This window comes from Brucella pseudogrignonensis (assembly GCF_032190615.1).
GTDB classification, from domain to species: domain Bacteria; phylum Pseudomonadota; class Alphaproteobacteria; order Rhizobiales; family Rhizobiaceae; genus Brucella; species Brucella pseudogrignonensis_B.
In genome coordinates, this window is record NZ_JAVLAT010000001.1 from 1,094,852 (window position 1) to 1,119,356 (window position 24,505).

The following is a 24,505-nucleotide window of genomic DNA, read 5'->3' on the forward strand; positions in this document are numbered from 1 at the left end:
TCAGTTTACTGTGCGTGCCGCGCAAGCCGGACCAGGACCGCGCATGTAATGGCGCTCGGGCCTGTAGCTTGGTGCGACGAATTCACGAATAACATTAACGCTGTCACGCAGCTGAACTATAATGTTCATCGTCTTCACCTCTTCACCAAATTGCTTTTCTAAAATGATGTCCAGCACCAGCCCGAATAGGGTTAAGGCAATGCTTTTCGCTTCCGAACATCTTAATGAAAACTTTAACAATTAAAGATGAACAACCCCTGAACTCGTATGGTTAAGGTTAAGTTAACGGTAACGATATTCAGGTTTTCCACAGACGTGGGATATTAGCCACAAATAAAAAGCCGGTATGAATACACCGGCTTTTTTCAATGCTGAGGCTTTAATTAGAGCGCAGATCTGATTGAATCAGATCGGTGTTCTAATCATTTTTTTATGCACATCTTGGTCCGAAAACGGGTTCCGCTTTTCGGGATGTGCTCTATCGCGTTGGAACCGGGTGTTCGCCACGATAATCATAAAAACCACGACCCGTCTTACGACCCAGCCATCCGGCTTCAACATATTTCACCAGCAACGGACACGGGCGATATTTTGAATCCGCCAGGCCATCATGCAGAACCTGCATAATTGATAGACATGTATCGAGACCGATGAAATCAGCAAGCTGCAATGGGCCCATGGGATGGTTGGCGCCAAGTTTCATCGCCGTATCAATGGCTTCCACACTGCCCACACCTTCATAAAGCGTGTAGATCGCTTCATTAATCATCGGCAGCAGGATGCGGTTTACGATAAAGGCCGGAAAATCTTCGGCAACAGTGACTGTCTTGCCGAGCGCAGTCACAAAATCCTTTGACTTGCGGAATGTTTCTTCGTCAGTCGCGATACCGCGCACCAATTCCACCAGCTTCATGATCGGAACCGGATTCATAAAATGAATGCCGATGAAACGCTCTGGACGATCAGTCGTCGATGCAAGGCGCGTGATCGAAATCGATGACGTATTGGTTGCAACAATGGCTTCAGGATTGAGCACAGGGCAAAGCTGAGCGAAAATCTTGCGCTTGATGGTTTCATCTTCCGTCGCCGCTTCGATCGCCAGATCAACGCCTGCAAGATCCTGCATGGTGTTGGCTGCACGGATCAGCTTCATAGCATCGGTGCGTTGCTGTTCTTCCAGCTTACCCGAAGCGACTTGCCTCGCCATATTACCATTGATCGTGGCAATACCTTTTTCCAGCCGATCTGCAGCGGCATCGTGTAACAGCACGTCGTAACCTGCCAAAGCGCACACATGGGCAATCCCGCTGCCCATCTGACCCGCACCAACAATACCTACCGTTTTGATTGCCACAGTATCGACTCCTCCATGCTACGCATTCATGCTTATTAAAAAGCTCACCTAACAAGCCAGTTAAAGGTGAAAAATGCAAGGTCATCGCGCAATCTGTGCGATTTAGCGAATAAAAAAGGCGACAAGAGTGACTTGTCGCCTTTTTAGAAAATTAGAGCGCTTTTTGCAGCTCTGGCAGAATGGTAAAGAGATCACCGACGAGGCCGTAATCAGCCACCTGGAAGATCGGCGCTTCTTCGTCCTTGTTGATCGCCACGATCACGCGGCTGTCTTTCATGCCCGCGAGATGCTGGATCGCGCCGGAAATACCAACTGCGATGTAAAGTTCAGGCGCAACCACCTTGCCCGTCTGGCCAACCTGCCAGTCATTTGGCGCATAGCCCGCATCAACCGCTGCACGGCTGGCACCAACTGCTGCACCAAGTTTGTCAGCAACAGGAAGGATCACTTCCTCAAACTTTTCCGACGAACCAAGCGCACGGCCACCCGAAATGATGATCTTAGCAGAGGTGAGTTCCGGACGATCGGAATCCGACAACGCGTTTTCAACAAAGCTCGACAGCGCCGGATCAGCAGCAGCGTTCACGCTTTCAACCGAAGCCGAACCGCCCTCAGCCGTTGCCGAGAAAGAAGCCGTACGAACCGTGATGACCTTCTTGGCATCAGTCGACTGAACTGTCTGGACTGCGTTGCCTGCATAGATCGGACGCTTGAAGGTGTCAGCGGACACAACTTCCATGATTTCCGACAGCTGCATCACATCAAGCAGAGCTGCCACGCGCGGCAGCACGTTCTTGGCGGACGTCGTTGCTGGTGCAATGATCGTGTCGTAATTGCTCGCTAAGTCAACGATGGCTGCTGCGAGTGGCTCAGCCAGACGGTTTTCCAGTGCATCGCTTTCAGCAAGCAGAACCTTGCGAACGCCGGAAAGCTTAGCTGCGGCATCAGCAGCCGCTTTCGCGCCTTTGCCTGCAACCAGAATATCGACATCGCCGCCGATCTGGGCAGCAGCAGTCAGCGCCTTTGCAGTCTGATCGGAAAGGCTTGCATTGTCATGTTCGGCAATAAGAAGAATAGCCATAAGTTTGTCCCTTCAGATCTCTTACAATACGCCGTCGGCCTTAAGCTTCTCAACCAGCTCGGAAACCGAACCAACCTTCACGCCAGCCTTGCGGCCGCCCGGTTCTTCGGTCTTCAAAACCTTGAGACGCGGAGCGATGTCAGCACCGAAATCAGCAGGCGACTTTTCATCAAGCGGCTTCTTCTTCGCCTTCATGATGTTTGGCAGCGAAGCATAGCGCGGCTGGTTCAAACGCAGATCAACGGTGACAATCGCAGGCAGCTTCACATCAATGGTCTGAAGACCACCGTCAACTTCGCGTGTCACCTTGGCAGAACCATCACCCAGTTCAACTTTCGATGCGAAAGTTGCCTGGCTCCAATTGAGCAATGCCGAAAGCATCTGGCCAGTCTGGTTGGCATCGTCATCAATTGCCTGCTTGCCGAGGAACACGAGGTCTGGCTGTTCAGCTTCGACCACGCCCTTCAGAACCTTGGCAACGCCGAGCGGCTCCACGGTTTCGTCAGTCTTCACGAGGATTGCGCGGTCGGCACCCATGGCGAGCGCGGTGCGCAGTGTTTCCTGCGCCTGTGCAGGACCGACCGAAACCACGACGATTTCTGTGACCTTGCCAGCTTCCTTCAAACGGATCGCTTCTTCAACCGCGATCTCGTCAAAAGGGTTCATCGACATCTTAACGTTTGCAAGCTCAACGCCTGAACCATCACCCTTAACACGGATCTTTACGTTGTAATCTACAACCCGCTTTACTGCGACAAGGACTTTCATCCGCGATTACCTCTTCAATGACTTTTTGCGGCCTGACTATGCCGCCATGAATCTTTGCCCGCATGTCAGAATCCGACATGACAACGCTGCTGACAGAAACGCCGTTAAAACCGCCACTTCCCCGCAGCATCAGGAACCGGCACGAAACCTAAAGACGGTTGACGTGCGCGTCAATCGTGGATGGGCGGCAATATCGATTTAAATGAATATATTCTGACAGATAGTCATTCCGTTTTCGCACTAACGTCTATCCGAAAGCCGCCTGACGACTTGGCACCAGTCGACCCGTTTAATTTCTTCATGCCGCGCCCTCCCATTTTCGTGGCGTTTACAAGCCATACCTCATGCGCTAGGAGTGCAGCGTAAACATCCGGTCGCAGCCTACCCGGTCAAAACAAGGACTCAAACTATGAAGACGCTTGTCATCTGCTCCGGCGGATTGGACTCCGTTTCGCTCAGCTATAAAATCGCAGCGGAACATCAGCTCACTGGCCTTATTTCTTTCGATTACGGCCAGCGACACAAAAAGGAACTGAGTTTTGCGGAAGCCTGCGCAAAGCGGCTTAACGTTCCTCATCAAATCATCGATATTCGATCCATTGGTGCCAGCCTGACCGGCTCAGCACTCACAGATGACGTCGATGTTCCCGATGGTCATTATGCCGAGGAAACGATGAAAATAACCGTCGTTCCCAACCGCAACGCTATTATGATGGCCATTGCTTTCGGTGTGGCAGCCGCACAGAAAGCTGATGCCGTGGCGCTCGCCGTTCACGGTGGTGATCACTTTATCTACCCCGATTGTCGTCCCGACTTTATCGACGCTTTCCAGACCATGCAAAACCATGCGCTGGAAGGTTATGCTGATGTCCGGCTGCTTGCGCCCTATGTGCACAAGTCAAAAAGCGACATCGTGTCAGACGGTGCAAAATACAAAACGCCATTTGAAGCGACATGGTCCTGCTACAAAGGCGGAGAGCATCATTGCGGACGTTGCGGCACCTGTGTCGAACGACGCGAAGCTTTTCATCTCGCTGGTGTCACAGATCCCACATATTACGCAGATGCTGATTTCTGGCATACCGCAATCGAGAAAAGGAGCGCCTGATGTTTCGCATCACCAAGGAGTTCCATTTTTCTGCTTCGCATCAGCTGACAGAGCTTCCCGCCGATCACCAATGCGCGCGGTTGCATGGACACAACTACATCGTGGAAGTGGAACTGTCCGCCAATGATCTCGATCCGCATGGCTTTGTTCGCGACTATCACGAGCTTGCGCCACTCAAGCGCTATATCGATGATGAGCTCGATCATCGCCATCTGAACGATGTGCTCGGACACAACCGTATAACGGCAGAATTTCTGGCGCGTCACCTTTATGAGTGGTGTCATAGCCGCTGGCAGGAAGTGACGGCGGTCAGGGTTAGCGAGACGCCCAAAACATGGGCGGAATATCGGCCAGAACGTCTGCAACCGTGTTTCCTGCAACAATGAACAAGCATCCTGAAATCCGCATCAGCGAGATTTTCGGTCCCACCATTCAGGGCGAAGGCGTATTGAGCGGCGAGCCGACTGTTTTTGTGCGCACGGGCGGCTGCGACTACCGCTGCGCATGGTGTGACAGTCTGCATGCTGTTGAAAGCCGCTTTCGCCATGACTGGAAGCCGATGAGCATTGATGCCATATGGCAGGAAGTGACGGCATTATCAGGTCAAAAGCCAATAACAGTGTCACTTTCTGGCGGAAACCCAGCTATTCAGCCATTAGGACCGCTAATTGATCATGGCCACATGCAGGGATATCGCTTTGCACTGGAAACGCAGGGATCTGTCGCGAAAGACTGGTTTGCGCAACTTGATACGCTGGTCTTAAGCCCAAAACCGCCTTCAAGCGGCATGGAAACCGACTGGCAGACGCTCGCCGCCTGCATTGATGCTGCGGAATCACGACCAAAGACAGTGTTGAAATTCGTAGTCTTTGATGATGCGGATTATGCCTTTGCAAAAGCTGCATCGGCCCGTCATCCGCATTTGGCCGTCTATCTTCAGCCAGGAAATCATACGCCACCACCGCCGGAAGATGACGATGCCAGCGTCGACATAAACGGCATCATGAGCCGCATGGAATGGCTGATCGACAAGGTGATGGAGGATCGCTGGTTTGAAGCGCGCGTCCTGCCCCAGCTTCATGTGCTGATCTGGGGCAATAAGCGCGGCGTCTGAAATTTACCTATTGGCGCCCGGCACCCAAAGAACGTCGTTCGCACCGTTATCATTGACGGCGCGGGCGGCGACAAACAGAAAATCGGAGAGGCGGTTGATATATTGCAACGCCTCTTTTGAGACGACTTCGCCTTCAACCTCTGCAAGCGCTACCATCAGTCGTTCGGCACGGCGCGAAACCGTGCGCGCCAGATGTAACGCGGCAGAAGCAGCCGAACCACCCGGCAGAATAAACGAACGCAAAGGCGGTATCGAAACATTCAAATAATCGATGTCAGATTCAAGCCTTGTCACCTGTGATGCAACAATGCGCAGCGGTTCATAGGCAAGCGGTTCCCCATCATCCGGCGTTGAAAGATCGGCACCGAGATCAAACAGATCATTCTGGATGCGCATGAGCATCACATCAATGGGGCCATGATCTGCGCCACTTGTATGAAGCCGCGCCAAGCCGATACAGGCATTGGTTTCATCAACCGTGCCATAGGCTTCCACGCGCAGATCGGATTTCAGTCGGCGCGCACCGGATGTAAGGCCGGTGGTGCCATCATCGCCTGTGCGGGTATAAATCTTGTTGAGCTTGACCATTTGCTATTGTCCACTTGCCTGACGTGCAAAATAGATTGCCCCAACGACCAGCAGAATTGCAACAAATTGCAGCAGAACACGCAACTGCATCATCTTGTTGGAGAAATTACCGTCGCCACCACGCATCATATTGCGCAGGCCAATAATCAATACGATTGCCACAGCAATAGCGGCGACCGTGGCCGCTGCCTTAAAGACGAAATCCATTTATATTCCTCCCATTGTCCGTTGCCTTGTTGGTTTCAAGACTGATCGGACAGCATTTTGTAGAGCCAGCGTGACGGCAGCAGACGTCGTGCCAGAATACCCAGTTTCGCCGGTCGCGTAACTGCGTAATGCGGACGCGGCTTTGGTGCTTCGAGTGCATGCTTGAGTACCGCGTAAACCGCTTCCGGGCCAAGCTTGTTTTTGGATTTCGTGCCGCCACCCTCTAACTTTGCCATCTGGCGCTGATAGAGTTCGCGATGCACCGAATTTTCGAGATCGATATTGGTCCGCGCATGCGCTGCTGCACTATAGGTAAAGCGTGATGCAATTGGCCCCGGCTCGATCATCGACACCTCAATGCCCGACCCTTCCAGTTCCATGCGTTGCGCCATCATCAAGCCTTCAAGCGCGAATTTCGATGCCACATAAGCACCGCGCCACTTCATCGGCACAAGCCCAAGAATAGACGAACAATGCACAATCCGGCCCTGCCCCTGTGCGCGCATTGTGGGAATGATACGGCGCGTCAGATCATGCCAGCCAAAGAAATTAGCCTCGAATTGCGCACGCAATGCTTCAACCGGCAAATCTTCAATGGCACCCGGTTGCGCATAAGCACCGTTGTTGAAAAGCGCATCAAGCCTGCCATCGGTAGCGCGTAAAACGGCATCAACCAGCGCTTCAATGGATTGCGGTTCCGTATAATCGAGATAAAACGCATCAATGCCTTTGGCTTTGAGTGCAGCAATATCTGCGTCTTTTCTCGCAGTCGCAAACACACGCCAACCAGCCTCATGCAAAGCCGTTGCGCAATAGGCCCCAATACCCGAAGAACAGCCGGTTATAAGAATGCTGCGCTTTGCAATTTCCACGACCATATACGGATTCCGCTCCTATTTTTCGTCAGAGTGCTTGATTCGTCCGAGTATGGCGAACCCGAAATTCGTATCACTTTGGAGCAGCTTCCAGAGCGAATTTCGGGTTCTAAGCCATACGAGTAAACTTTTGAATCTAGTGTGGTTTACGGATTTGAAGTTCCTAAACGTGAATGCAACACAAATGATAGGAACTTCAAATCCACCACACTAGTTTTAAAACCGCTATGCCCTTGCAATATTGAATCTAATACTAGATTTAAACGCTTGGAATGAATGTCGGTCGACCGAAGGAAAAAATCTACGGATGCGAAAAGTTAAACGTTTTCTCCGTCAGGTCACATACGACGTTTACTGGCATTTCAGCACCGACGACGGCTGGGCTTTTGCTTCGCACATCGCCCTTTCCGGACTGATGGCGCTATTTCCATTCCTGATTTTCGCAACAACACTGGCCGGTTTTCTTGGCACCAAGGAATTTGCCAATAATGCCGTGCATGTCATTTTCGATATGTGGCCCTCGAATATTGCGGGCCCCATTGCCAATGAAGTGATGAACGTTCTGACCGTTCAGCGCAGCGGACTTCTGACACTGAGTGTGATCGCGGCAGCCTATTTTGCTTCCAATGGTGTGGAAGCTTTGCGCATGTCGCTTAATCGCGCCTATCGTGTGACCGACCAGCGTTCGATCATCTTCTGCCGCCTGCAAAGCCTGGGCTTTGTGCTTATCGGCACAATCAGCCTAATGGCTATCAGCTTTCTGCTGGTTCTGGCACCGCTCGCCGTGCGTCTCGCCGAACAATGGTTTCCAGACATCGCGCCCTTCACTGGCACAATTGCCATCTGGCGTTATACGATTGCGGTGATCGTTCTGGTGCTGGCACTTTTCATCGTGCACATCTGGCTGCCTGCCGGAAAACGCCGCATGAGTGACATTCTTCCGGGCATCGGCATCACGCTCGTTGCTTGGCTGGCCGCAGCAACGGCCTTCGCAAAATATCTCGAAACATTTGCCAATTACGTCACCACCTATGCGGGCCTTGCTTCTATCATGGTGGCTATCGTGTTTCTTTACATGTTGTCCGCAATCTTCATCATTGGCGCTGAAATCAACGCCGCAATCATGATTTTCCGCAAGCGCGAACAGCAGCCCGAACTTATCGACGCAAAGTAGTGAGTGCCACACCAAGCGTCGTCACGACCATGCCCGCGATCTGAATTGGCCCGAGAGTTTCGCCGAAAATCAGATAGGCCATGATCGCAGCCGTGCCCGGCACCAGATAGAACAGGGACGCAACCTTCGACATAGCGCCTTCGCGGATCATCACCAAAAGTGCCAGAATTGCACCGATGGAGATCGCAAGCGTCAGCCAGACCAGTGCAAAGATAAGCTGTGGCGACCAGACCATAATACGGGTTTCAAAGGCGAAAGCACAAACCGCGGTCATTGCTGCGGCCGCAATATATTGCACCGCAGTCCCGGTCTTCAAATCCGCTGCTGTGCCAAAACGCTTCTGCCACACTGTGCCGGTGCTGATCGCCAGAACTGCCAAAAAGGCTGCAATCAGGCTTTGCGGATCAACACCGCTATGGCCAAAGAACTTCGGCCAAACCACCATCGTAACACCAAGAAAACCAATCAGCAGCCCCAGCCATTGCCGTCCACTGGCCCGCTCTCCGAGAAGAAGTGCTGCAATCAGCGTGGTCAACATCGGTTGAAGACCAGCCACAAGTCCCGACATACCGGCTGGCAGGCCATGATGCACGGCCCAGAAAAGCGCCGAAAGATAACCGCCGTGAATAAGGCAGCCGACAATGGCTGCATTGAGTAGTGTCTTGCCTTTAGGCCAGACACTATGACTTGCCAAAGCCCACAGGATCATTATGCCTGCTGCAATCGAGAACCGCACCGCCATAAAGCTGAATGGTTCTGCATAGGGCATTGAAAGCCCCGCCCCGATAAAGCCAGTGGCCCAGAGCAGCACAAACATAATCGGGAAAAAGCGGGTAGCCATGATCAGAGACTCTTTTCTTTGGCGCCTGCTCTAATCCGGTTCGGAGAATTGCGCTATCGCATAAATCTGATTGCTGCGATCAATTTGCCAAATGCCTCGCTTCTGCCTATGAAAAAGCATGGACACTCAGAACGACACAATCCGCATTTTTGTTGATGCCGACGCCTGCCCGGTGAAGGCGGAAGTCTATCGCGTCGCCGAACGGCACAATCTGCCGGTGGTCCTCGTCGCCAACAGCTACATCGCCATACCGCGCGATGCGGAACGCGTTGAACGCGTCATCGTGTCCGACAAGCTGGATGCGGCGGATGACTGGATTGCTGAAAATTCACGTCCCGGCATCATTGTCATTACGGCAGATATTCCGCTGGTAAGCCGGTCGATTGAGATGGGGGCATCAGTGATCGCCCCCAATGGAAAAGTGCATACAGAAAGCACCATCGGCAACACACTTGCCACGCGCAATCTGATGGATTCACTACGTTCAGCAGGCGAAACGACGCGCGGACCGGCGCCATTTTCGCCAAAAGACCGCTCGGCCTTTTTGTCTGCGCTTGAGCTGACCATTGTTCAGCTCAAGCGTGCTGGTTTCAAATCAGCTTGACCGGATCGAAGCCGTCGCCACACCCGCACCAATAAGCATTGTACCCCCGGCACGATTGAAAATGCGCAACGCCCGTTCGTTGGCAAAGAAACGACGGGCGCGTGTGGCAATCAGCGCGTAAGCAAAAGCATTGAGAAATGCCAACACAAGGAACGTGCTTTCAAAGACCAGCATCTGCGTGAGAAAATCGCGATTTGGGCTTAAAAACTGCGGCAGGAACGCCACGAAAAACGTGATACTTTTGGGGTTAAGTGCTGTCACCAGCCATGCATGAAGCAGCATCCGCACTGGCTTGACCTCATCGTGCCGCGCTTTGGCGTCCATGGTGCCACCGGCTCGAAACAGCTTTATGCCAAGCCAGATGAGATAGGCTGCCCCAATCCATTTAACGGCAGTGAAGACCGTTGCAGAGGCGGCAAGCAAAGCACCAACCCCCAGCATAGACAGCGTCATGGCAGTGAAATCACCAAGCGCCACGCCAATGGCCATAGGGAGTGCCGCTTTCCAGCCCTGTCCCAGTGCATAAGACACGACCAGCAGAACGGTTGGCCCCGGAATTATCAGCATAACAATTGAAGCAGCAGAAAATGCCAGCCAGACTTCCAGACTCATTGGTATCTCCCCCTTTTGTGAGGTTAAGGAAGCCACCAAACAAGATATTTGTCTATCTAAAGTTTTTGGGCAGCTTCAATCAGCTTGATTGCATCCGGACCATCCCATGGAGCGGGACCGTTCATCGATGCAATCTGGCAACCGTCTTTGTCGACAAGCAATGTCACAGGCAGGCCAAATGCAAGATTTTTGCGCTTTAATTCATTGAAGCTCGACATGCTGGCATCGCGGTTGAGGCTCAGGCTCTTGATGCCAATCTCTTCGAGAAATTTCTTTGGCTTCTCGTCCGAGCCGGTATCAATATTGATAGCAACCACATCAAAATCGCTTCCGCCCTTTGCCGCTTGCAAATTATCCAGCTCTGGCATTTCTTCACGACAAGGCGCACACCATGTTGCCCAGAGATTCACAAGCAGGGTTTTGCCCTTGTAATCACCCAGCGTCATCTGCTTGCCATCTGGTCCAGTGAACGCAATATGCGCCACTGAAATCGGCTTTTCAGCTGCACGCATAGCAGCAACACTTCCGGTTGCAGCTTGATCAAGGCTCTTCAGACTATCGGCCTTTAACGCACATTGTGCGGAAGCCTCGTCACTTTGAACGTAAACTTTGCTGGGTGTAGCATTGCCAGAAGGCCGTTCCATCACGTATACCGCGCCTATACCGGCAATGACACCGGCCAGAGCGGCAAGATAGACGATCCTGCGATTTCCTGACTTAGCCTTATCGTTGTCTTTTGCCATCTCGCGTCACTTCTTTCCTAGTCTTGCATTCGAGGCATACGAGCATGAGCGAACAAAAATCAAGCAATCAGATGTGGGGCGGCCGTTTTGCCTCAGGACCCGATGCGATCATGGAAGAGATCAATGCATCGATTGGCTTCGACCGCAAACTCTATGCGCAGGATATTCAGGGATCACTCGCCCATGCAGCCATGCTTGCAAAGACTGGCATCATTGCGGCAGACGATCATAAAAAGATCGAAGACGGCCTGAAAACCATCCTAAAAGAGATCGAAGACGGCCAATTCACTTTCTCGCGCAAGCTCGAAGACATTCATATGAATATCGAAGCACGTCTGGCCGATCTGATTGGCGCATCTGCCGGACGTCTGCATACAGCCCGCTCGCGCAATGATCAGGTGGCGGTGGATTTCCGCCTCTGGGTTAAGCAGGAAATGCAAAAGACTGCCGTCGCACTTGAAGGCCTTATCAACGCGTTTCTTGAACGTGCCGAAGAACATGCGGCAACTGTCATGCCGGGCTTCACGCATTTACAGACCGCCCAGCCTGTCACTTTTGGTCATCATTGCATGGCCTATGTGGAAATGTTTGGCCGCGATCTTTCCCGCGTACGCGATGCGATTGAACGCATGGACGAATCACCTCTCGGTGCCGCAGCCCTTGCAGGCACTGGTTTCCCGATTGATCGTCATATGACGGCTCAGGCGCTCGGTTTCCGCGAACCAACCCGCAATTCGCTCGATAGCGTTTCCGATCGTGATTATGCGCTGGAATTCCTGTCACTCGCAGCCATCTGCGCGGGCCATCTGTCGCGTCTGGCTGAAGAAATCGTCATCTGGTCAACCCCTCAGTTCAACTTCGTGCGCTTGTCCGACGCTTTCTCGACCGGCTCGTCGATCATGCCTCAGAAGAAGAACCCGGACGCTGCCGAACTCGTTCGCGCCAAGACCGGCCGCATCAACGGCTCGCTTGTAGCACTTCTGACCATCATGAAGGGCCTGCCGCTCGCCTATTCCAAGGATATGCAGGAAGACAAGGAGCAGGTTTTCGACGCTGCCGAAAATCTCGAACTCGCAATCGCTGCCATGTCCGGCATGGTGCGTGACCTGACCGTCAATGTTGCAAGCATGAAAAAAGCTGCTGGTTCGGGCTATTCGACTGCCACCGATCTGGCTGACTGGCTGGTGCGTGAACTGGGCCTTCCTTTCCGCGATGCGCACCATGTCACCGGCCGCGCTGTTGCTCTGGCTGAAAGCAAACAGGTTGATCTTGCAGAACTCACGCTTGAAGATCTTCAGTCGATCAATGCAGGCATTACCGATGCGATCTTCGGCTATCTGACGGTTGAGCAGTCGGTTGAGAGCCGCCAGTCCTTTGGTGGCACCGCACCACAGCAAGTGCGCAAACAGATTGCCTACTGGAAAAATCGCATCGCGAAGGCGTAAGCTGACCATTCTGGTGAAGTCACTCTTAAAGGAGTGATTTCACTTTCTGATATTTTGGGTTAGACCTGACCCATCCAAAAATTCCGGGAACCAAAGCTGATGACAGGCCGCTCCGCCATTTCTTCCGTGCTTCTGATCGCAGCCCTTGCTGCCACTCTTGCCGCTTGCGGACGTAAAGGCCCACTTGAGCCACCGCCAGCACAGCTCATCACCAATGAACAGGGCCGTACAGTCGAAAAACCGAAGGAAGACAAGCCCTTCATCCTCGACAAAATCCTGTAAATTCTCCCCATTCGGATTGTTTCCCGTGAATCATTTTGAATATCGCGACGGCGTTCTTCATGCCGAAAATGTAAGCCTGCCTGAGATTGCAAAACAGGTTGGCACGCCTTTTTACGTCTATTCCTGTGCAACCATTGAGCGCCATTTCCGCGTTTTCAGCGAAGCTTTCGCCGATATGGATACGCTGGTGACCTATGCGCTGAAGGCCAATTCCAATTTGGCTGTTCTCAAGACGCTTGCCAAGCTTGGCGCAGGCGCTGACACGGTTTCGGAAGGCGAAATTCGCCGCGCTTTGGCCGCAGGTATTCCGGCAAACAAGATCGTGTTCTCCGGCGTTGGTAAGACACCGCATGAAATGGATTTCGCGCTGGAAGCAGGCATCTACTGCTTCAACGTCGAATCCGAACCAGAGCTTGAAATTCTTTCAGCTCGTGCGGTGAAGGCAGGCAAGGTCGCCTCGGTATCTTTGCGCATCAATCCTGATGTCGATGCAAAGACCCATGCCAAAATTTCGACGGGCAAATCCGAAAACAAATTCGGCATTCCACGTGTAAAAGCCCGTCAGGCCTATGCGCGTGCAGCAAGCCTTCCCGGTCTCGATGTCGTTGGCATCGATATGCATATCGGCAGCCAGATCATTGATCTTGAGCCTTTCGACAATGCATTTGCGCTGATGGCGCAGCTGGTTGAGGAATTGCGTGCCGACGGTCACAACATCCGCCACGTCGATGTTGGCGGAGGCTTGGGCATTCCTTATCGCACCGATAACAACCCGCCGCCGCTCCCTGTGGCCTATGCGGAAATCGTTGCAAAGCACATCAAGCCGCTGGGCCTCAAAACCGTCTTTGAGCCGGGTCGTTTGATCGTCGGCAATGCTGGTCTTCTGGTCACAGAAGTGATTTTCGTCAAAGAAGGCGACGCCAAGAACTTCATCATCGTTGATGCGGCAATGAACGATCTCATCCGTCCGACCCTTTACGAAGCTTTCCATGACATCAAGCCTGTTCTGGAAACCAAAGACAACGCCCCTCGCATTCGCGCCGATTTCGTCGGCCCTGTTTGTGAAACCGGCGATTATCTTGGCCTTGATCGTGAAGTGGCAAAACCCGCTCCGGGTGATCTGATAGCCGTGTGCACGACCGGCGCTTATGGTGCTGTTCTGTCGAGCACCTACAACAGCCGTCTTCTGGTCCCCGAAGTGCTGGTCGATGGTGATCGCTATCACGTCATCCGTCCACGCCGCACCTATGAAGAGCTTCTGGCGCTCGATTCCGTGCCGGACTGGCTATAAGCGCATCCCGAAAAGTGTGAAGCGGTTTTCGGAAAAGATGCGCGTTGAAAACAATGATTAGAGCGCCGATCTGATTTAATCAGATCGAAACGCGCTCTAATTGGGACCAAAGCCTCGCCTTTGCCATGATGCGTGTTATTCTATGAAACAACCATAGGCGTTACACGCATCAGAAAGACCCGATGACACAACAGACAAAAGACAGCAAAGACTTGCCAATCCGCAAGCGCGATGCGTTTTTCCGCCTGTTTTCCGGCGAGGGTGCGGCCCTTCGGCGCCTGCGTCTGCAAAGTTTTCTGACGATCAGCTTTGAGCGGGCATGGCCACTCGTTTTGCCGCTGATTCTGCTGATCGCGCTTTTTGCAAGCCTGAGCTGGCTTGGGCTTTTTGCGCTCATGCCGCGCTGGCTGCATCTGGGCGCACTTGGACTTTTTGGCCTTGCAGGGCTAATTGCACTGTATCTGCCTTTCCGCTTTCGTCTGCCAGATGATGATGCGGTCACCGCCCGCATTGAAGATGTGAATGGACTGATCCACGAGCCATTGGCCGTCCAGACTGGCCAGATGGCGACCGGAGGCAACGATCCCTTCACCATAGCCCTCTGGCGTGAGCATCAGCGTCGCATGGCCGAGCGGTTGAAAAACCTGCAATCCGGTGTTCCACGTCCGCACATCCCTGAGCGCGATCCTTATGCACTGCGCGCTGTCGTGGTCTTGCTGTTCGTGACTTCCGCCGCCTATAGCCTCAGCCCGAATAGCGGTCAGATTGCTGATGCATTTAATATCCGTGCCGGTTCGGCAAATGCCGTTGCGCGCATTGATGCCTGGGTAACGCCGCCATCCTATACCGGTCGTGCGCCGATATTCCTGAGCACAGCGCTGGATGAGGCAAATGTCGAAAAGCCAATAGAAGTGCCGCAGGGCAGCGTCGTCAATATTCGTATTATCGGCGGGAGTTCCGAACGACTGACCACCACCGATGCCACAGGTCATCGCGTAGAGATTAAGCCCATTGCACCAAAGCAAGGCGAAGACGACCAGAAAACAAGCGTCGATGATAGCCGGAATTTCCGCTATGATCTGCAACAGAACCAGACGCTCAATCTTTCCGGCATAGATGCCCGCTGGACTTTTGCTGTCACGCCCGACAATCCACCGACTATACGCTTCAGCAAAGAGCCGGGCCACGCACTAAACGGCACTTTGCAGCTCAGCTATGAAATTTCCGACGATTACGGCGCAGTCAAAGCCTATGGCGAAATAGTTCCGCTCGACATTGACCACGAGGACGAGGAAACGGCACCGCTCTATGACGCGCCAGACCTGCCACTTGCCCTGCCGCGTCGCGGAACCAAAGAAGCGACGACTTCCAAAGACCTGACCCAACACCCATGGGCTGGCCAGAAAGTGGCGTTGACGCTGATTGCAACTGATGCAGCAGGAAAATTCGGACGCAGTGAGACGAAGATCATCACGCTCCCGGAACGTCCTTTTTCCAACCCACTTGCGAAAGCCGTCGCCGAACAACGCCGGATTCTCGCACTCGATGCAACGCAGCGTGATCATGTGCGCGATATGCTGTCAGCACTGATGGTCCGCCCGGAAGAGACGATTAAGGACAAAGCGCACTATCTCGGCCTCGTGACCATCCGTACGCGTCTGCGCTTGGCAACAGGTGACAATGCCCTGCGCGATACAGCGGATTATATGTGGCAGGTGGCACTCGGCATTGAAGACGGCAATCTGTCGGCCGCAGAGAAGCGTCTGCGTCAGGCACAGGAAGCCCTGCGTAATGCACTACAAAATGGTGCATCACAGGAAGAAATCGAAAAGCTGACTGCGGAACTTCGTGAAGCCATGCAGCAATTCCTGCGCGAATTTGCGCAGCGCCAGCAGCAAAATCCAAATGCGCAAAACCAGCCGATGAACCCGAATGCCCGTGTTTTGACCGATAAGGATCTGCAGCGCATGATGGACCAGATTGAAAATCTGGCCCGTCAGGGTTCGCGCGATCAGGCTGAACAGCTTCTGTCGCAATTGCAGGATATGATGAACAATCTGCAGATGGGGCAACAGTCTCAAGCGGGCCAGCAGGGTCAGCCCAATCAGATGCAGCAGCAGATGAACAAGCTGGGCGATCTGATGCGCCGCCAGCAACAGATGATGAACGAGACTTTCAAGCTCGATCAGCAGATGCAGCAGCAGCTATATGGCAGCGGCGAGTTCGGCGATGAAGATATGTTGCCCGGTGATGATGGTACCATGGGGCAAGGCGAATCGCAGCAAGGCGGCCAGTCGGGCGAAACATCTTCGGAATTGGCTGAAGCTATGCGCAAGCTGCAAGAACAGCAGCAAGCACTTCAGCAAGAACTGAAAAAGTTCGGCGAAGACCTGAAAGGCATGGGAATAGACCCCAATAAGGATTTCTCCGACGCCGGAAAATCCATGGGTAATGCCGCTGACGCTCTTGGTCGCAATCAAAGCACTGAAGCCGGAGACCATCAAGGCAATGCGCTGGAGGCTCTGCGCCGCGGTGGTCGCGATATGATGCAGCAAATGCAGCAAGCCATGGGGCAGCAAGGTGAAGGCCAGAACGGGCGACAAGGACAGAATGGCCGCGATCCGCTCGGGCGTCAGCAGGGCAGCAACGGCATGTCGAATGAGAATGGCGTCAAGATTCCCGGCGAGATTGATATTCAGCGCGCCCGCGAGATTCTGGATGAAATCCGTCGCAAACTTGGCGATGCGCTGACACCACAGATGGAAAAAGAATATCTTCAACGTTTGTTGCAGTTCGACTGATCAAAGCGAGATCAGTTTTTCCAAAACGTACACCATTAGCCGCGGGAGATTTTGTTTATAACGTGCCGAAAATGGTGATTTTCGAGAACCGGCGCGCAGCGTACTTAAAGTACGTGAGCACCGGAAGCGCAGGAAAGCGCCATTTGCAGGCCGTTAAAGCCGAAATCTCTGGGTTAGTCCCGGACGTGACCGACGTAAGGTAGCTGGCGGAACGAATGCGCGACATCCATGCCATAGCCGACAACGAAATAGTCCGGGCATTCGAAAGCGACGAAATCGGCATCCAGATCCACCTTGCGGCGCACGCTTTTATCGAGAAGAACGGCAATACTCACACTGCGCGCTCCACGCTCAATCATCAGCTCACGGACAAACTTGAGCGTCTTGCCTGATTCGAGAATATCATCAATCAGAAGAACGTCGCGATCTTTCACATCGCTGTCGATATCGCGCAGCAGACGCACTTCGCTGCTGGTCGTACCCTTGCCATAGCTTGAAACGGTAATGAACTCGACATCCGGTTCAACTCCAGCATCATGCATAGCACGAATAAGATCGGCTGCGAAAATGAACGACCCCTTGAGGATCGAAATCGTCAGCAGATTGTGAAAATCGCGTCCTGCTATTTCTTTTGCCAGCGCGAGATTACGCGCAGCGATTTCCTCCGGGCTGAAAAGCACGTCGATGGTTTTTCCGCCAACCTGAGGCATCCGCTGCGTCTCCTGATTTTTAAACATAACTTCGCGTTGAAAGGCACGCTCTATAGCATGCTTTCAGAAAAATGCACTCTTTTGCAGCGCACGAGTTTGAGAACCGCTGAAGTGCGCATATTCATTTGCCATTTCATCGATTTGATATAGCGTGCCTGCCATGCATCCGGACATTATCGAATTCCGCTCCTTTTATGAAACCACCCTTGGCCATCTCGCCGAGCGATCCATTCGCATGGCGCTTGCGGCACTATGGGGGCACGTCCCGGGTGAACGACTCGTAGGCCTTGGCTATAGCCTCCCCTATCTCGATCGATTCAGCGCAGATACAGAGCGAAGCTTCGCATTCATGCCTGCAGGACAGGGTGCTGTCGCATGGCCATCATCGGGCAAATCAAGCACAGCGCTTGTCTTCGACGAAGAACTGCCGCTGCCTGATTCTTCCATCGACCGCGTGTTGATGGTTCATGCACTCGAATATGCCGAAAACGCTTCCGAAACGCTAAAAGAAATGTGGCGCGTACTGGCCCCAAACGGTCGGCTTGTCATCGTGGTGCCAAACAGGCGTGGCGTGTGGGCACGTCTCGACCGCACGCCATTTGGCAGTGGCCGGCCCTATAGCCGCACACAATTGACGGCGCTGCTGCGCGAGGCAAATTTTAGCGTCAATACAATCAGCAATGCGCTGCATTTCCCACCCGTGAAACGCCGCTGGATGATGCGTCCTTGCATGGCAATTGAAGGAATTGGCCGCAAACTCTGGCCACTGTTTTCAGGCGTTTTGGTGGTTGAAGCACAGAAGCGGCTCTATCAGGGTCTGCCTGTCGCACAACGCTCCTCGCGTCGTGTCTTCGTGCCGGTTCTCGCTCCACAAGGAACTCCGGTCAGCGGGTTGAGAAAAACTGCATTAAAAGACCCCCCAAAATAGCGCTGCAACCTTTCACAGCAAGGTTTTTCTCGACTTGCACGCGACAGAGGTTTATGCCCGCTACGCAACCTTAACATCAGTCCTTTTGGCGGAGCCAAAATCATGACCAATACGCAAGACCTTTCTCGTCCCCAGCCTAAAGCCGGCTTGCTCGATATAGCAGCCTATGTACCCGGCAAGGAACACGTCGAAGGCGTTGCAAAGGTCTATAAGCTCTCCTCCAATGAGACACCAATCGGCCCCAGCCCTCATGCAATTGAGGCCTATCGACATTTGGCCGATACGCTTGCGATTTATCCAGACGGTCAGGCACAGGCGTTGCGCGAGGCAATCGCGGAATCACAGGGGCTTAACATCGGCAATATCATTTGCGGCAATGGCTCGGATGAATTGCTTGGCCTGATCTGCCAGACCTATCTGGCTCCGGGCGATGAAGCCATCATCACCGAACATGGCTTTGCAGTTTACAAAATCCAGACGCTTGGCGCAGGCGCAACGCCTGTGACGGTAAAGGAAAAGAACGAGCGCATCGACATCGATGCGATCCTTGCTGGTGTAACGTTACGCACGAAGATTGTTTTCATTGCCAATCCAGCCAATCCGACCGGCACCTATCTGCCGTTTGAGGAGGTGCGCCGTCTTCATGCAGGTCTGCCGAAGAACGTTCTGCTGGTGCTGGATGCTGCCTATGCAGAATATGTTCGTCGTAATGATTATGAGTCGGGTCTTGAACTGGTGTCGTCGAACGAAAATGTCGTCATGACCCGTACCTTCTCGAAGATTCACGGTCTGCCGGGCCTGCGTATCGGCTGGATGTATGCGCCATTGCACATCATTGATGCGGTTAACCGTATCCGTGGGCCTTTCAACATGAACTCGGCAGCAATCGCTGCGGGTGCCGCCGCAATCCGCGACCGCGCTCATGTGGTGAAGTCGGTCGAATATAATGAAAAATGGCTGTCATGGCTCACAGACGAATTCACCAAGCTCGGGCTTCGTGTCACACCATCGGTCACCAACTTCCTTTTGTTCCATTTCCCCGACGATGCCGCACATTCGGCAGATAAGGCCGATGAGTGGCTTTGCAAGCGCGGCTATATTCTGCGGCGTGTGGGCGGCTATGGATTCCCAAATGCATTGCGCATGACGGTCGGTACGGAAGAAGCCAATCGTGGCGTTGTGGCAGCTCTGACCGAGTTTTTGAAATAAGACGATGCCCACGATCCATTTTGAAAAAATCGCGCTCATCGGTATCGGACTCATCGGTTCATCGCTGGCGCGCGTCATTCGCCGTGAAGGCCTTGCCAATCATATCGCCATTGCAACACGCAGTGCCGAAACACTAAAGCGCGCCGAGGAATTAAACCTCGGCGACAGCTACTCAACCGATAGTGCAAAAGCCGTTCAAGATGCCGATCTCGTCATCGTATCGGTGCCAGTCGGCTCATCCGGCACCGTTGCCAGACAGATTGCTGAACATCTGAAGCCAGGCGCTATCGTAACCGATGTTGGCTCGACGAAGGCTTCGGTGATTGCGCAGATGCAGCCGGAGTTGCCTGAGAATGTGCATTTCATTCCGGGCCATCCGCTTGCTGGTACGGAATATTCTGGTCCTGATGCTGGTTTTGCAGAGCTATTTAACAATCGCTGGTGTATTCTCACGCCTCTGCCGGATACCGATCAGGCGGCCATAGACAAACTTTCTGCCTTCTGGACGGCTTGCGGCTCACGCCTCGACCAGATGGACCCACAGCACCATGATCTGGTGCTTGCCATTGTTTCTCATCTTCCGCATATCATCGCCTATAACATTGTTGGTACAGCCAGCGATCTTGAACAGGTGACAAAATCGGAAGTCATCAAATACTCGGCGTCAGGTTTCCGCGATTTTACACGTCTGGCTGCATCAGATCCAACTATGTGGCGAGACGTCTGCCTGCATAACAAGGACGCGATCCTTGAGATGCTGGCGCGTTTTTCGGAAGATCTCGCCTCGTTGCAGCGCTCGATCCGCTGGGGCGATGGTGAAGCTCTGTTTGATCTTTTCACCCGCACGCGGGCTGTACGCCGCAGCATCATTGATGCCGGTCAGGAAGTCGATGCACCGAATTTCGGGCGTCAGGCAGCCTCACAAACAAGCGACAAGAAATAAAAAAAGGGCAGTAAGTAATACTGCCCTTTTCTTTATAGGTTGGGCAAACGCCCAAGTGGGATAAAGCCAGCGCTGGCCTTACCCTTACGAACGGTGATATCAATAACAGGGTTGCCGTTTTCGTCTTTCGGCATAGCGGAAAGAGCGAAAAGGGCAGTGGCAATATTACCGCCCTGTTCTGGAAACACCGTCTGTCCAGCCTGTGCGAACGATTGCGAGTTGACCATGGTGACTTTCAGGTCAGCATCAATTTCACCTTGCAGACCAACTGAAAAAGGCCCGGCGACAGTCAGCATTGCCCCGTTCGGCATAGAGAGAAATGCTTGATTGATCACCCCGCTATGACCGCGCATCCGTTCGTTGAATGGCGCGGAACTTGGAGCAAGGAACGTCGCTGCATCCACAACAGCTAAATCCACCAGACCGTCAATCTCGGGGCTTTTGGCATTGCCAATAATATAGGGTTCAAGCTTCAATCCAGCGAAACGACCATTGATCTTGAGCTGACCTTCCTCATTGCTCATGCGGAAATTCATCTGCTCAAGCTTGCTAATCTGCTCAGTGGTCGTGGTTTCGGTTCGCAATCCGACCTTAACGTCTCGTGCGTTTAGCTCAATCTCGGTTGGAAAAGGTCGTGCAAGACGCGTGTTGGAAGTAAACGCTCCCCAATTGATTTCGAGCGGCTGAACACCGGGAAATTCTACAAAAGCTGGCCCCACCAACTCATTGCTCAGTGAGTGTGGCGCATAGACCGGAGAACCAGAGGTAAATCGCCCGGCGCGGAGCGCCATACCTTCAGAAGGCTTCTGCCATGATATGCTGGCACAAACCACATTCACGCGAAGCGGGTAGCCACCCATGTGCAGGTTTTCACACTGAACGCCAACGCCCTGCGCTGCCAGTTTGGCTATGTCAGCTTTAGCGCGGACTTCAATCTTATCGGCAGCATAAAACCAGCCAGCCGTATAGGCAGCTATCAGCACAAGAACGATAATCGCAATCGTGATCGGACGCTTTCTGGATTTTTTGGTTTGAGTCCCAGCATGCGCCATTAAAAAAACCTTTTTAATCAAATACTTTGTTAGCGGAAGATGTTGATTGTTTGCAAACCTGACGCAACATAAGTCAATGTGCTGTTCCCAACAGGTGGCTATATTATGGCAGGATTGCGTCTTGTGAAGTTTCGCACATCAAAAAAAGCAGTATATCCTGAGATTGCTGGTAAAAACGCGCCATATTTAAACGTATATTGATTCTCACCATGACAAACCATACCAACAATCAGCATATGAATGACTTCTGGGTATTCGGTTACGGCTCCCTTATGTGGCGACCGGGATTCGCACATGTAGAAACCGCGCGCGCACGCCTGCACGGTTATCGGCGCAGCCTTTGCATCTATTCACATGTTCATCGCGGAACGCCTGATCATCCAGGCCTGGTGCTCGGTCTGGATACAGGCGGCTCCTGCCTTGGAATTGCGTTCCGTGTACCGGGCGAGATGACAGATGAAGTCATGATTTATTTACGCGAGCGTGAAATGTCCAATCGCGTTTATCATGAGAAATGGCTGCGTCTGCGCCTTGCAGATGGTCGCGATGTTAAGGCTGTCACCTATGTCGCAGACCGAGCGCATATTCAATATGCAGGATCCCTCAAAGCCGAAGAAGCAGCCGCGATTGTTGCATCAGCTCGTGGCGATTCAGGCGCGAATATCGATTATGTTTCAAACACTATCGAGCATTTGCGGAATATGCGTGTACGCGATCACGCACTTGAGCACGTCAACGAACTAATAGGCAGAACAAGCGGAAATGCTATCTGATAAGCGCCCTGTCTCAGTTCGGCTTAGCTTCGTGGCTTTCCCGGATGAGAAGCACAGCGCCCACAAAGAAATATAAAGCTCCGATTAGCGTATGCGTATTTGAATAGCTGAGTAACCATAGCGCATCGCCTCGGTCCGGCGACGTCGGCGTAATCGCTGCGATCATAAATGCGACACAGCCCAAAAGGTTGATAAATACGATCTGCCAGGACAAGCTCTTTGGGTGCCAACTCCAGTGCTTGTTTCCAACTTCAACAAAGGCAAGATAGCCTGAAATCAAAAACAAGACAGATCCTTCGAAATTAGGTGCCCATATCTCAAGAACATTTAATTCAGGCGACCCAGGCGCAGCGATGCTATTAAATGTACTGATATTGAAAGCAAATGTTCCGAGTAACTGTGTGAACGAACTAAGCCATCCTGCACTACGCGGATGCCATCCGATAATCGACAAGCCTTTACGCTTACCAATTGATTGCGATAATGCAGCATTAAAATCTTGAGCATTGGCCGATTGAAAGTGTTGTAGCGCAGCAGCAATGGTGAAAGGGATGGAGCCTGCAAAAAAAGTCAGATTGGTCAGATTAGCCAGCTGAGGCCAGCGAAGAGAGCAAAACATAAGGACACTTCCCATCGCAAAAATGAAAGCGCCCACAGCGAATGATATCCCGATTCTGGCATTATAGTCCTGGGTCTGCCAGAACGGAACCTCCTGAGAATTGTTTTCTGAGAACTTAGACCCCAGCCCTTTGCGTTGCATTCTCGCAAGCCAGACCATTCTAGTGCCGTGAAAACTGCAAACTCTTTCGGTCACAAGGGGCCAGACACCCAATAGCTTCATCGCCGTTCCGTAATCAGCAAAAGACGTTATGAGGCGCACAGAATTGCGGGCAAGAAATGCCGACGGTCCCGTACTTAAAGAAAGTGATACACAGCTCGGTTGCTGATGTCACCAGCCCGGTTCATGTAATCAGTATAAGAAACAGGTATCCCAGCTCTTGTTCTTGCCCAATGCAACCGCTACATCTCGGCAAGTTCTCAAGGAGAAGTTTTTATGATCGCATTGTTTCGCACCGTTGATCTGGCGCTCGATATCTATACGTGGATCATCATCGCAAGTGCCATTTTCTCATGGCTCTATGCGTTCAACGTCGTCAATTCTTCCAACCGTTTCGTCGCATCGATTGGCGAGTTTCTTTACAAAGTTACTGAGCCGGTTCTGCGTCCGATCCGTAATATCCTGCCCAATCTCGGTGGCATCGATCTTTCGCCGATCGTCCTGCTGCTGATTATCTTCTTCATCCGCCAGTTCATGTGGACGACGCTGCTTCCAGCACTTTTGTAAGAAGCAAAAGCGACACGACAAACAAAAATGCCCGGATTTTCATCCGGGCATTTTTATAAATCATATAAGGCTGGTTACTTGTTCTTAGCGCGTTCAATCGCTTCAACGATGAACTTGCGTGCGTAATCTTCATCACCCCAGTCACCGATCTTAACCCACTTACCTGGTTCCAGATCTTTGTAGTGTTCAAAGAAGTGCGCAATCTGCTTGAGTGTGATTTCCGGAAGATCGGAATAATCATGCACCTTTTCGTAGCGCTGTGTCAGCTTTGGCGAAGGAACTGCGATGATCTTCTCGTCCTTGCCGGAATTGTCTTCCATGACCAGAACGCCGATTGGACGGCAGTTGATCACGCAACCCGGAATCAGCGGACGGGTATTGCACACCAGAACGTCAATCGGATCGCCATCTTCTGAAAGCGTATGCGGAACGAAGCCGTAATTGCCCGGATAGGTCATCGGCGTATAAAGGAAACGGTCCACAATCAGGGCACCAGCTTCTTTGTCCATCTCGTACTTGATCGGCTGTCCGCCAACTGGCACTTCGATGATTACGTTGATGTCTTCTGGCGGATTCTTACCAATCGAGATAGCATCGATATTCATGATGGGTCCTTTCGTGTCGCGCTCTGATAACGGGTTTCATGTTTGCGTGCAA

28 protein-coding genes are annotated in these 24,505 nt (G+C 52.5%); 14 read left to right on the forward strand and 14 right to left on the reverse strand.

Going from position 1 to position 24,505, the window contains the following annotated elements:
- From RI570_RS05335 to RI570_RS05350, 4 genes are all read right to left on the reverse strand, one after another.
- The gene (locus RI570_RS05335) at nucleotides 1–129 is read right to left on the reverse strand and encodes a hypothetical protein (protein WP_260525696.1); all 129 of its coding nucleotides are present in this window, start codon (nucleotides 127–129) and stop codon (nucleotides 1–3) included.
- 349 nt (nucleotides 130–478) lie between these two features.
- Nucleotides 479–1,354 (reverse strand): 3-hydroxybutyryl-CoA dehydrogenase, encoded by an 876-nt coding sequence (locus tag RI570_RS05340; RefSeq protein ID WP_313827357.1) that lies wholly within the window; start codon nucleotides 1,352–1,354, stop codon nucleotides 479–481.
- A gap of 151 nt (nucleotides 1,355–1,505) precedes the next feature.
- Nucleotides 1,506–2,435 carry an electron transfer flavoprotein subunit alpha/FixB family protein gene (locus RI570_RS05345; protein ID WP_313827358.1) on the reverse strand — a complete coding sequence of 310 codons (930 nt, stop codon included), beginning with the start codon at nucleotides 2,433–2,435 and terminating at the stop codon, nucleotides 1,506–1,508.
- Nucleotides 2,436–2,456: 21 nt separating this feature from the next.
- Entirely contained in the window at nucleotides 2,457–3,203 is a 747-nt protein-coding gene (locus tag RI570_RS05350; protein ID WP_313827359.1) for an electron transfer flavoprotein subunit beta/FixA family protein, read from the reverse strand.
- Between the two features lie 409 nt (nucleotides 3,204–3,612).
- Between RI570_RS05350 and queC the strand changes: the two genes are divergently transcribed.
- From queC to queE, 3 genes are read left to right on the forward strand one after another with little or no spacing between them, the layout of a single operon-like run.
- On the forward strand, nucleotides 3,613–4,311 hold the full coding sequence (queC, locus tag RI570_RS05355) for a 7-cyano-7-deazaguanine synthase QueC (protein ID WP_313827360.1): 699 nt from the start codon (nucleotides 3,613–3,615) through the stop codon (nucleotides 4,309–4,311).
- Nucleotides 4,311–4,697, forward strand: a complete 387-nt coding sequence (gene queD / locus RI570_RS05360; RefSeq protein WP_313827361.1) for a 6-carboxytetrahydropterin synthase QueD — start codon at nucleotides 4,311–4,313, stop codon at nucleotides 4,695–4,697. Before queC ends, queD begins: the two co-directional genes overlap by 1 nt.
- Nucleotides 4,694–5,425, forward strand: a complete 732-nt coding sequence (gene queE / locus RI570_RS05365) for a 7-carboxy-7-deazaguanine synthase QueE (protein ID WP_313828563.1) — start codon at nucleotides 4,694–4,696, stop codon at nucleotides 5,423–5,425. Before queD ends, queE begins: the two co-directional genes overlap by 4 nt.
- A gap of 3 nt (nucleotides 5,426–5,428) precedes the next feature.
- Here the strand turns inward: queE and RI570_RS05370 are convergent, their stop codons facing one another.
- The 3 genes from RI570_RS05370 to RI570_RS05380 are packed head-to-tail and all read right to left on the reverse strand — an operon-like array spanning nucleotide 5,429 to nucleotide 7,098.
- A complete protein-coding gene (locus tag RI570_RS05370; protein ID WP_313827362.1) occupies nucleotides 5,429–6,013 on the reverse strand; it encodes a cob(I)yrinic acid a,c-diamide adenosyltransferase in 585 nt (194 codons plus the stop codon).
- Between the two features lie 3 nt (nucleotides 6,014–6,016).
- Entirely contained in the window at nucleotides 6,017–6,220 is a 204-nt protein-coding gene (locus RI570_RS05375) for a twin transmembrane helix small protein (protein WP_313827363.1), read from the reverse strand.
- A 35-nt stretch (nucleotides 6,221–6,255) separates the two neighbouring features.
- Nucleotides 6,256–7,098 carry an SDR family oxidoreductase gene (locus RI570_RS05380; protein ID WP_313827364.1) on the reverse strand — a complete coding sequence of 281 codons (843 nt, stop codon included), beginning with the start codon at nucleotides 7,096–7,098 and terminating at the stop codon, nucleotides 6,256–6,258.
- A 304-nt stretch (nucleotides 7,099–7,402) separates the two neighbouring features.
- Between RI570_RS05380 and RI570_RS05385 the strand changes: the two genes are divergently transcribed.
- Nucleotides 7,403–8,269, forward strand: coding sequence for a YihY/virulence factor BrkB family protein (locus tag RI570_RS05385; RefSeq protein ID WP_313827365.1), 867 nt, complete (start codon nucleotides 7,403–7,405; stop codon nucleotides 8,267–8,269).
- On the opposite strand, the gene RI570_RS05390 is transcribed toward RI570_RS05385, so the two are convergent.
- Complete coding sequence (locus RI570_RS05390) at nucleotides 8,253–9,110, reverse strand: DMT family transporter (RefSeq protein ID WP_313827366.1); 858 nt, start codon at nucleotides 9,108–9,110, stop codon at nucleotides 8,253–8,255. The two genes, RI570_RS05385 and RI570_RS05390, sit on opposite strands and share 17 nt — an antisense overlap.
- Nucleotides 9,111–9,228: 118 nt before the next feature.
- Between RI570_RS05390 and RI570_RS05395 the strand changes: the two genes are divergently transcribed.
- The gene (locus RI570_RS05395; RefSeq protein WP_313827367.1) at nucleotides 9,229–9,714 is read left to right on the forward strand and encodes a YaiI/YqxD family protein; all 486 of its coding nucleotides are present in this window, start codon (nucleotides 9,229–9,231) and stop codon (nucleotides 9,712–9,714) included.
- Here the strand turns inward: RI570_RS05395 and RI570_RS05400 are convergent.
- Nucleotides 9,706–10,326 carry a LysE family translocator gene (locus tag RI570_RS05400; protein WP_313827368.1) on the reverse strand — a complete coding sequence of 207 codons (621 nt, stop codon included), beginning with the start codon at nucleotides 10,324–10,326 and terminating at the stop codon, nucleotides 9,706–9,708. The two genes, RI570_RS05395 and RI570_RS05400, sit on opposite strands and share 9 nt — an antisense overlap.
- 56 nt (nucleotides 10,327–10,382) lie before the next feature.
- The gene (gene tlpA / locus RI570_RS05405; protein ID WP_313827369.1) at nucleotides 10,383–11,069 is read right to left on the reverse strand and encodes a thiol:disulfide interchange protein TlpA; all 687 of its coding nucleotides are present in this window, start codon (nucleotides 11,067–11,069) and stop codon (nucleotides 10,383–10,385) included.
- Between the two features lie 44 nt (nucleotides 11,070–11,113).
- Here tlpA and argH point away from each other — a divergent pair, with 44 nt between their 5' ends.
- The 4 genes from argH (at nucleotide 11,114) to RI570_RS05425 (ending at nucleotide 16,888) form a co-directional block, all read left to right on the forward strand.
- Nucleotides 11,114–12,514: an argininosuccinate lyase gene (gene argH / locus RI570_RS05410; protein ID WP_313827370.1), complete on the forward strand. Its 1,401-nt coding sequence runs from the start codon at nucleotides 11,114–11,116 to the stop codon at nucleotides 12,512–12,514.
- A gap of 99 nt (nucleotides 12,515–12,613) precedes the next feature.
- Nucleotides 12,614–12,796 carry an LPS translocon maturation chaperone LptM gene (gene lptM, locus RI570_RS05415; RefSeq protein WP_007872064.1) on the forward strand — a complete coding sequence of 61 codons (183 nt, stop codon included), beginning with the start codon at nucleotides 12,614–12,616 and terminating at the stop codon, nucleotides 12,794–12,796.
- A gap of 25 nt (nucleotides 12,797–12,821) precedes the next feature.
- On the forward strand, nucleotides 12,822–14,087 hold the full coding sequence (gene lysA, locus RI570_RS05420) for a diaminopimelate decarboxylase (RefSeq protein ID WP_313827372.1): 1,266 nt from the start codon (nucleotides 12,822–12,824) through the stop codon (nucleotides 14,085–14,087).
- A 182-nt stretch (nucleotides 14,088–14,269) separates the two neighbouring features.
- Nucleotides 14,270–16,888, forward strand: a complete 2,619-nt coding sequence (locus RI570_RS05425; RefSeq protein WP_313827373.1) for a TIGR02302 family protein — start codon at nucleotides 14,270–14,272, stop codon at nucleotides 16,886–16,888.
- A 173-nt stretch (nucleotides 16,889–17,061) separates the two neighbouring features.
- Here the strand turns inward: RI570_RS05425 and hpt are convergent, their stop codons facing one another.
- Nucleotides 17,062–17,598, reverse strand: coding sequence for a hypoxanthine phosphoribosyltransferase (gene hpt, locus RI570_RS05430; protein ID WP_313827374.1), 537 nt, complete (start codon nucleotides 17,596–17,598; stop codon nucleotides 17,062–17,064).
- A gap of 160 nt (nucleotides 17,599–17,758) precedes the next feature.
- On the opposite strand from hpt, the gene RI570_RS05435 reads away from it, so the two are divergent.
- The 3 genes from RI570_RS05435 (at nucleotide 17,759) to RI570_RS05445 (ending at nucleotide 20,678) form a co-directional block, all read left to right on the forward strand.
- Nucleotides 17,759–18,526 carry a methyltransferase domain-containing protein gene (locus RI570_RS05435; RefSeq protein WP_313828564.1) on the forward strand — a complete coding sequence of 256 codons (768 nt, stop codon included), beginning with the start codon at nucleotides 17,759–17,761 and terminating at the stop codon, nucleotides 18,524–18,526.
- Nucleotides 18,527–18,628: 102 nt separating this feature from the next.
- On the forward strand, nucleotides 18,629–19,735 hold the full coding sequence (hisC, locus tag RI570_RS05440) for a histidinol-phosphate transaminase (protein WP_313827375.1): 1,107 nt from the start codon (nucleotides 18,629–18,631) through the stop codon (nucleotides 19,733–19,735).
- Between the two features lie 4 nt (nucleotides 19,736–19,739).
- On the forward strand, nucleotides 19,740–20,678 hold the full coding sequence (locus tag RI570_RS05445; protein WP_313827376.1) for a prephenate/arogenate dehydrogenase family protein: 939 nt from the start codon (nucleotides 19,740–19,742) through the stop codon (nucleotides 20,676–20,678).
- A 32-nt stretch (nucleotides 20,679–20,710) separates the two neighbouring features.
- Here RI570_RS05445 and RI570_RS05450 read toward each other — a convergent pair whose 3' ends face one another.
- Nucleotides 20,711–21,730 (reverse strand): DUF2125 domain-containing protein, encoded by a 1,020-nt coding sequence (locus RI570_RS05450; protein ID WP_313827377.1) that lies wholly within the window; start codon nucleotides 21,728–21,730, stop codon nucleotides 20,711–20,713.
- Between the two features lie 209 nt (nucleotides 21,731–21,939).
- On the opposite strand from RI570_RS05450, the gene RI570_RS05455 reads away from it, so the two are divergent.
- Nucleotides 21,940–22,503 carry a gamma-glutamylcyclotransferase gene (locus RI570_RS05455; RefSeq protein ID WP_313827378.1) on the forward strand — a complete coding sequence of 188 codons (564 nt, stop codon included), beginning with the start codon at nucleotides 21,940–21,942 and terminating at the stop codon, nucleotides 22,501–22,503.
- Between the two features lie 13 nt (nucleotides 22,504–22,516).
- Here RI570_RS05455 and RI570_RS05460 read toward each other — a convergent pair whose 3' ends face one another.
- A complete protein-coding gene (locus tag RI570_RS05460) occupies nucleotides 22,517–23,344 on the reverse strand; it encodes a hypothetical protein (protein WP_313827380.1) in 828 nt (275 codons plus the stop codon).
- Between the two features lie 213 nt (nucleotides 23,345–23,557).
- On the opposite strand from RI570_RS05460, the gene RI570_RS05465 reads away from it, so the two are divergent.
- Nucleotides 23,558–23,848: a YggT family protein gene (locus tag RI570_RS05465; protein ID WP_313827381.1), complete on the forward strand. Its 291-nt coding sequence runs from the start codon at nucleotides 23,558–23,560 to the stop codon at nucleotides 23,846–23,848.
- 74 nt (nucleotides 23,849–23,922) lie between these two features.
- Here RI570_RS05465 and ppa read toward each other — a convergent pair whose 3' ends face one another.
- Nucleotides 23,923–24,453 (reverse strand): inorganic diphosphatase, encoded by a 531-nt coding sequence (gene ppa, locus RI570_RS05470; protein WP_310013280.1) that lies wholly within the window; start codon nucleotides 24,451–24,453, stop codon nucleotides 23,923–23,925.
- Nucleotides 24,454–24,505: the final 52 nt, after the last annotated feature.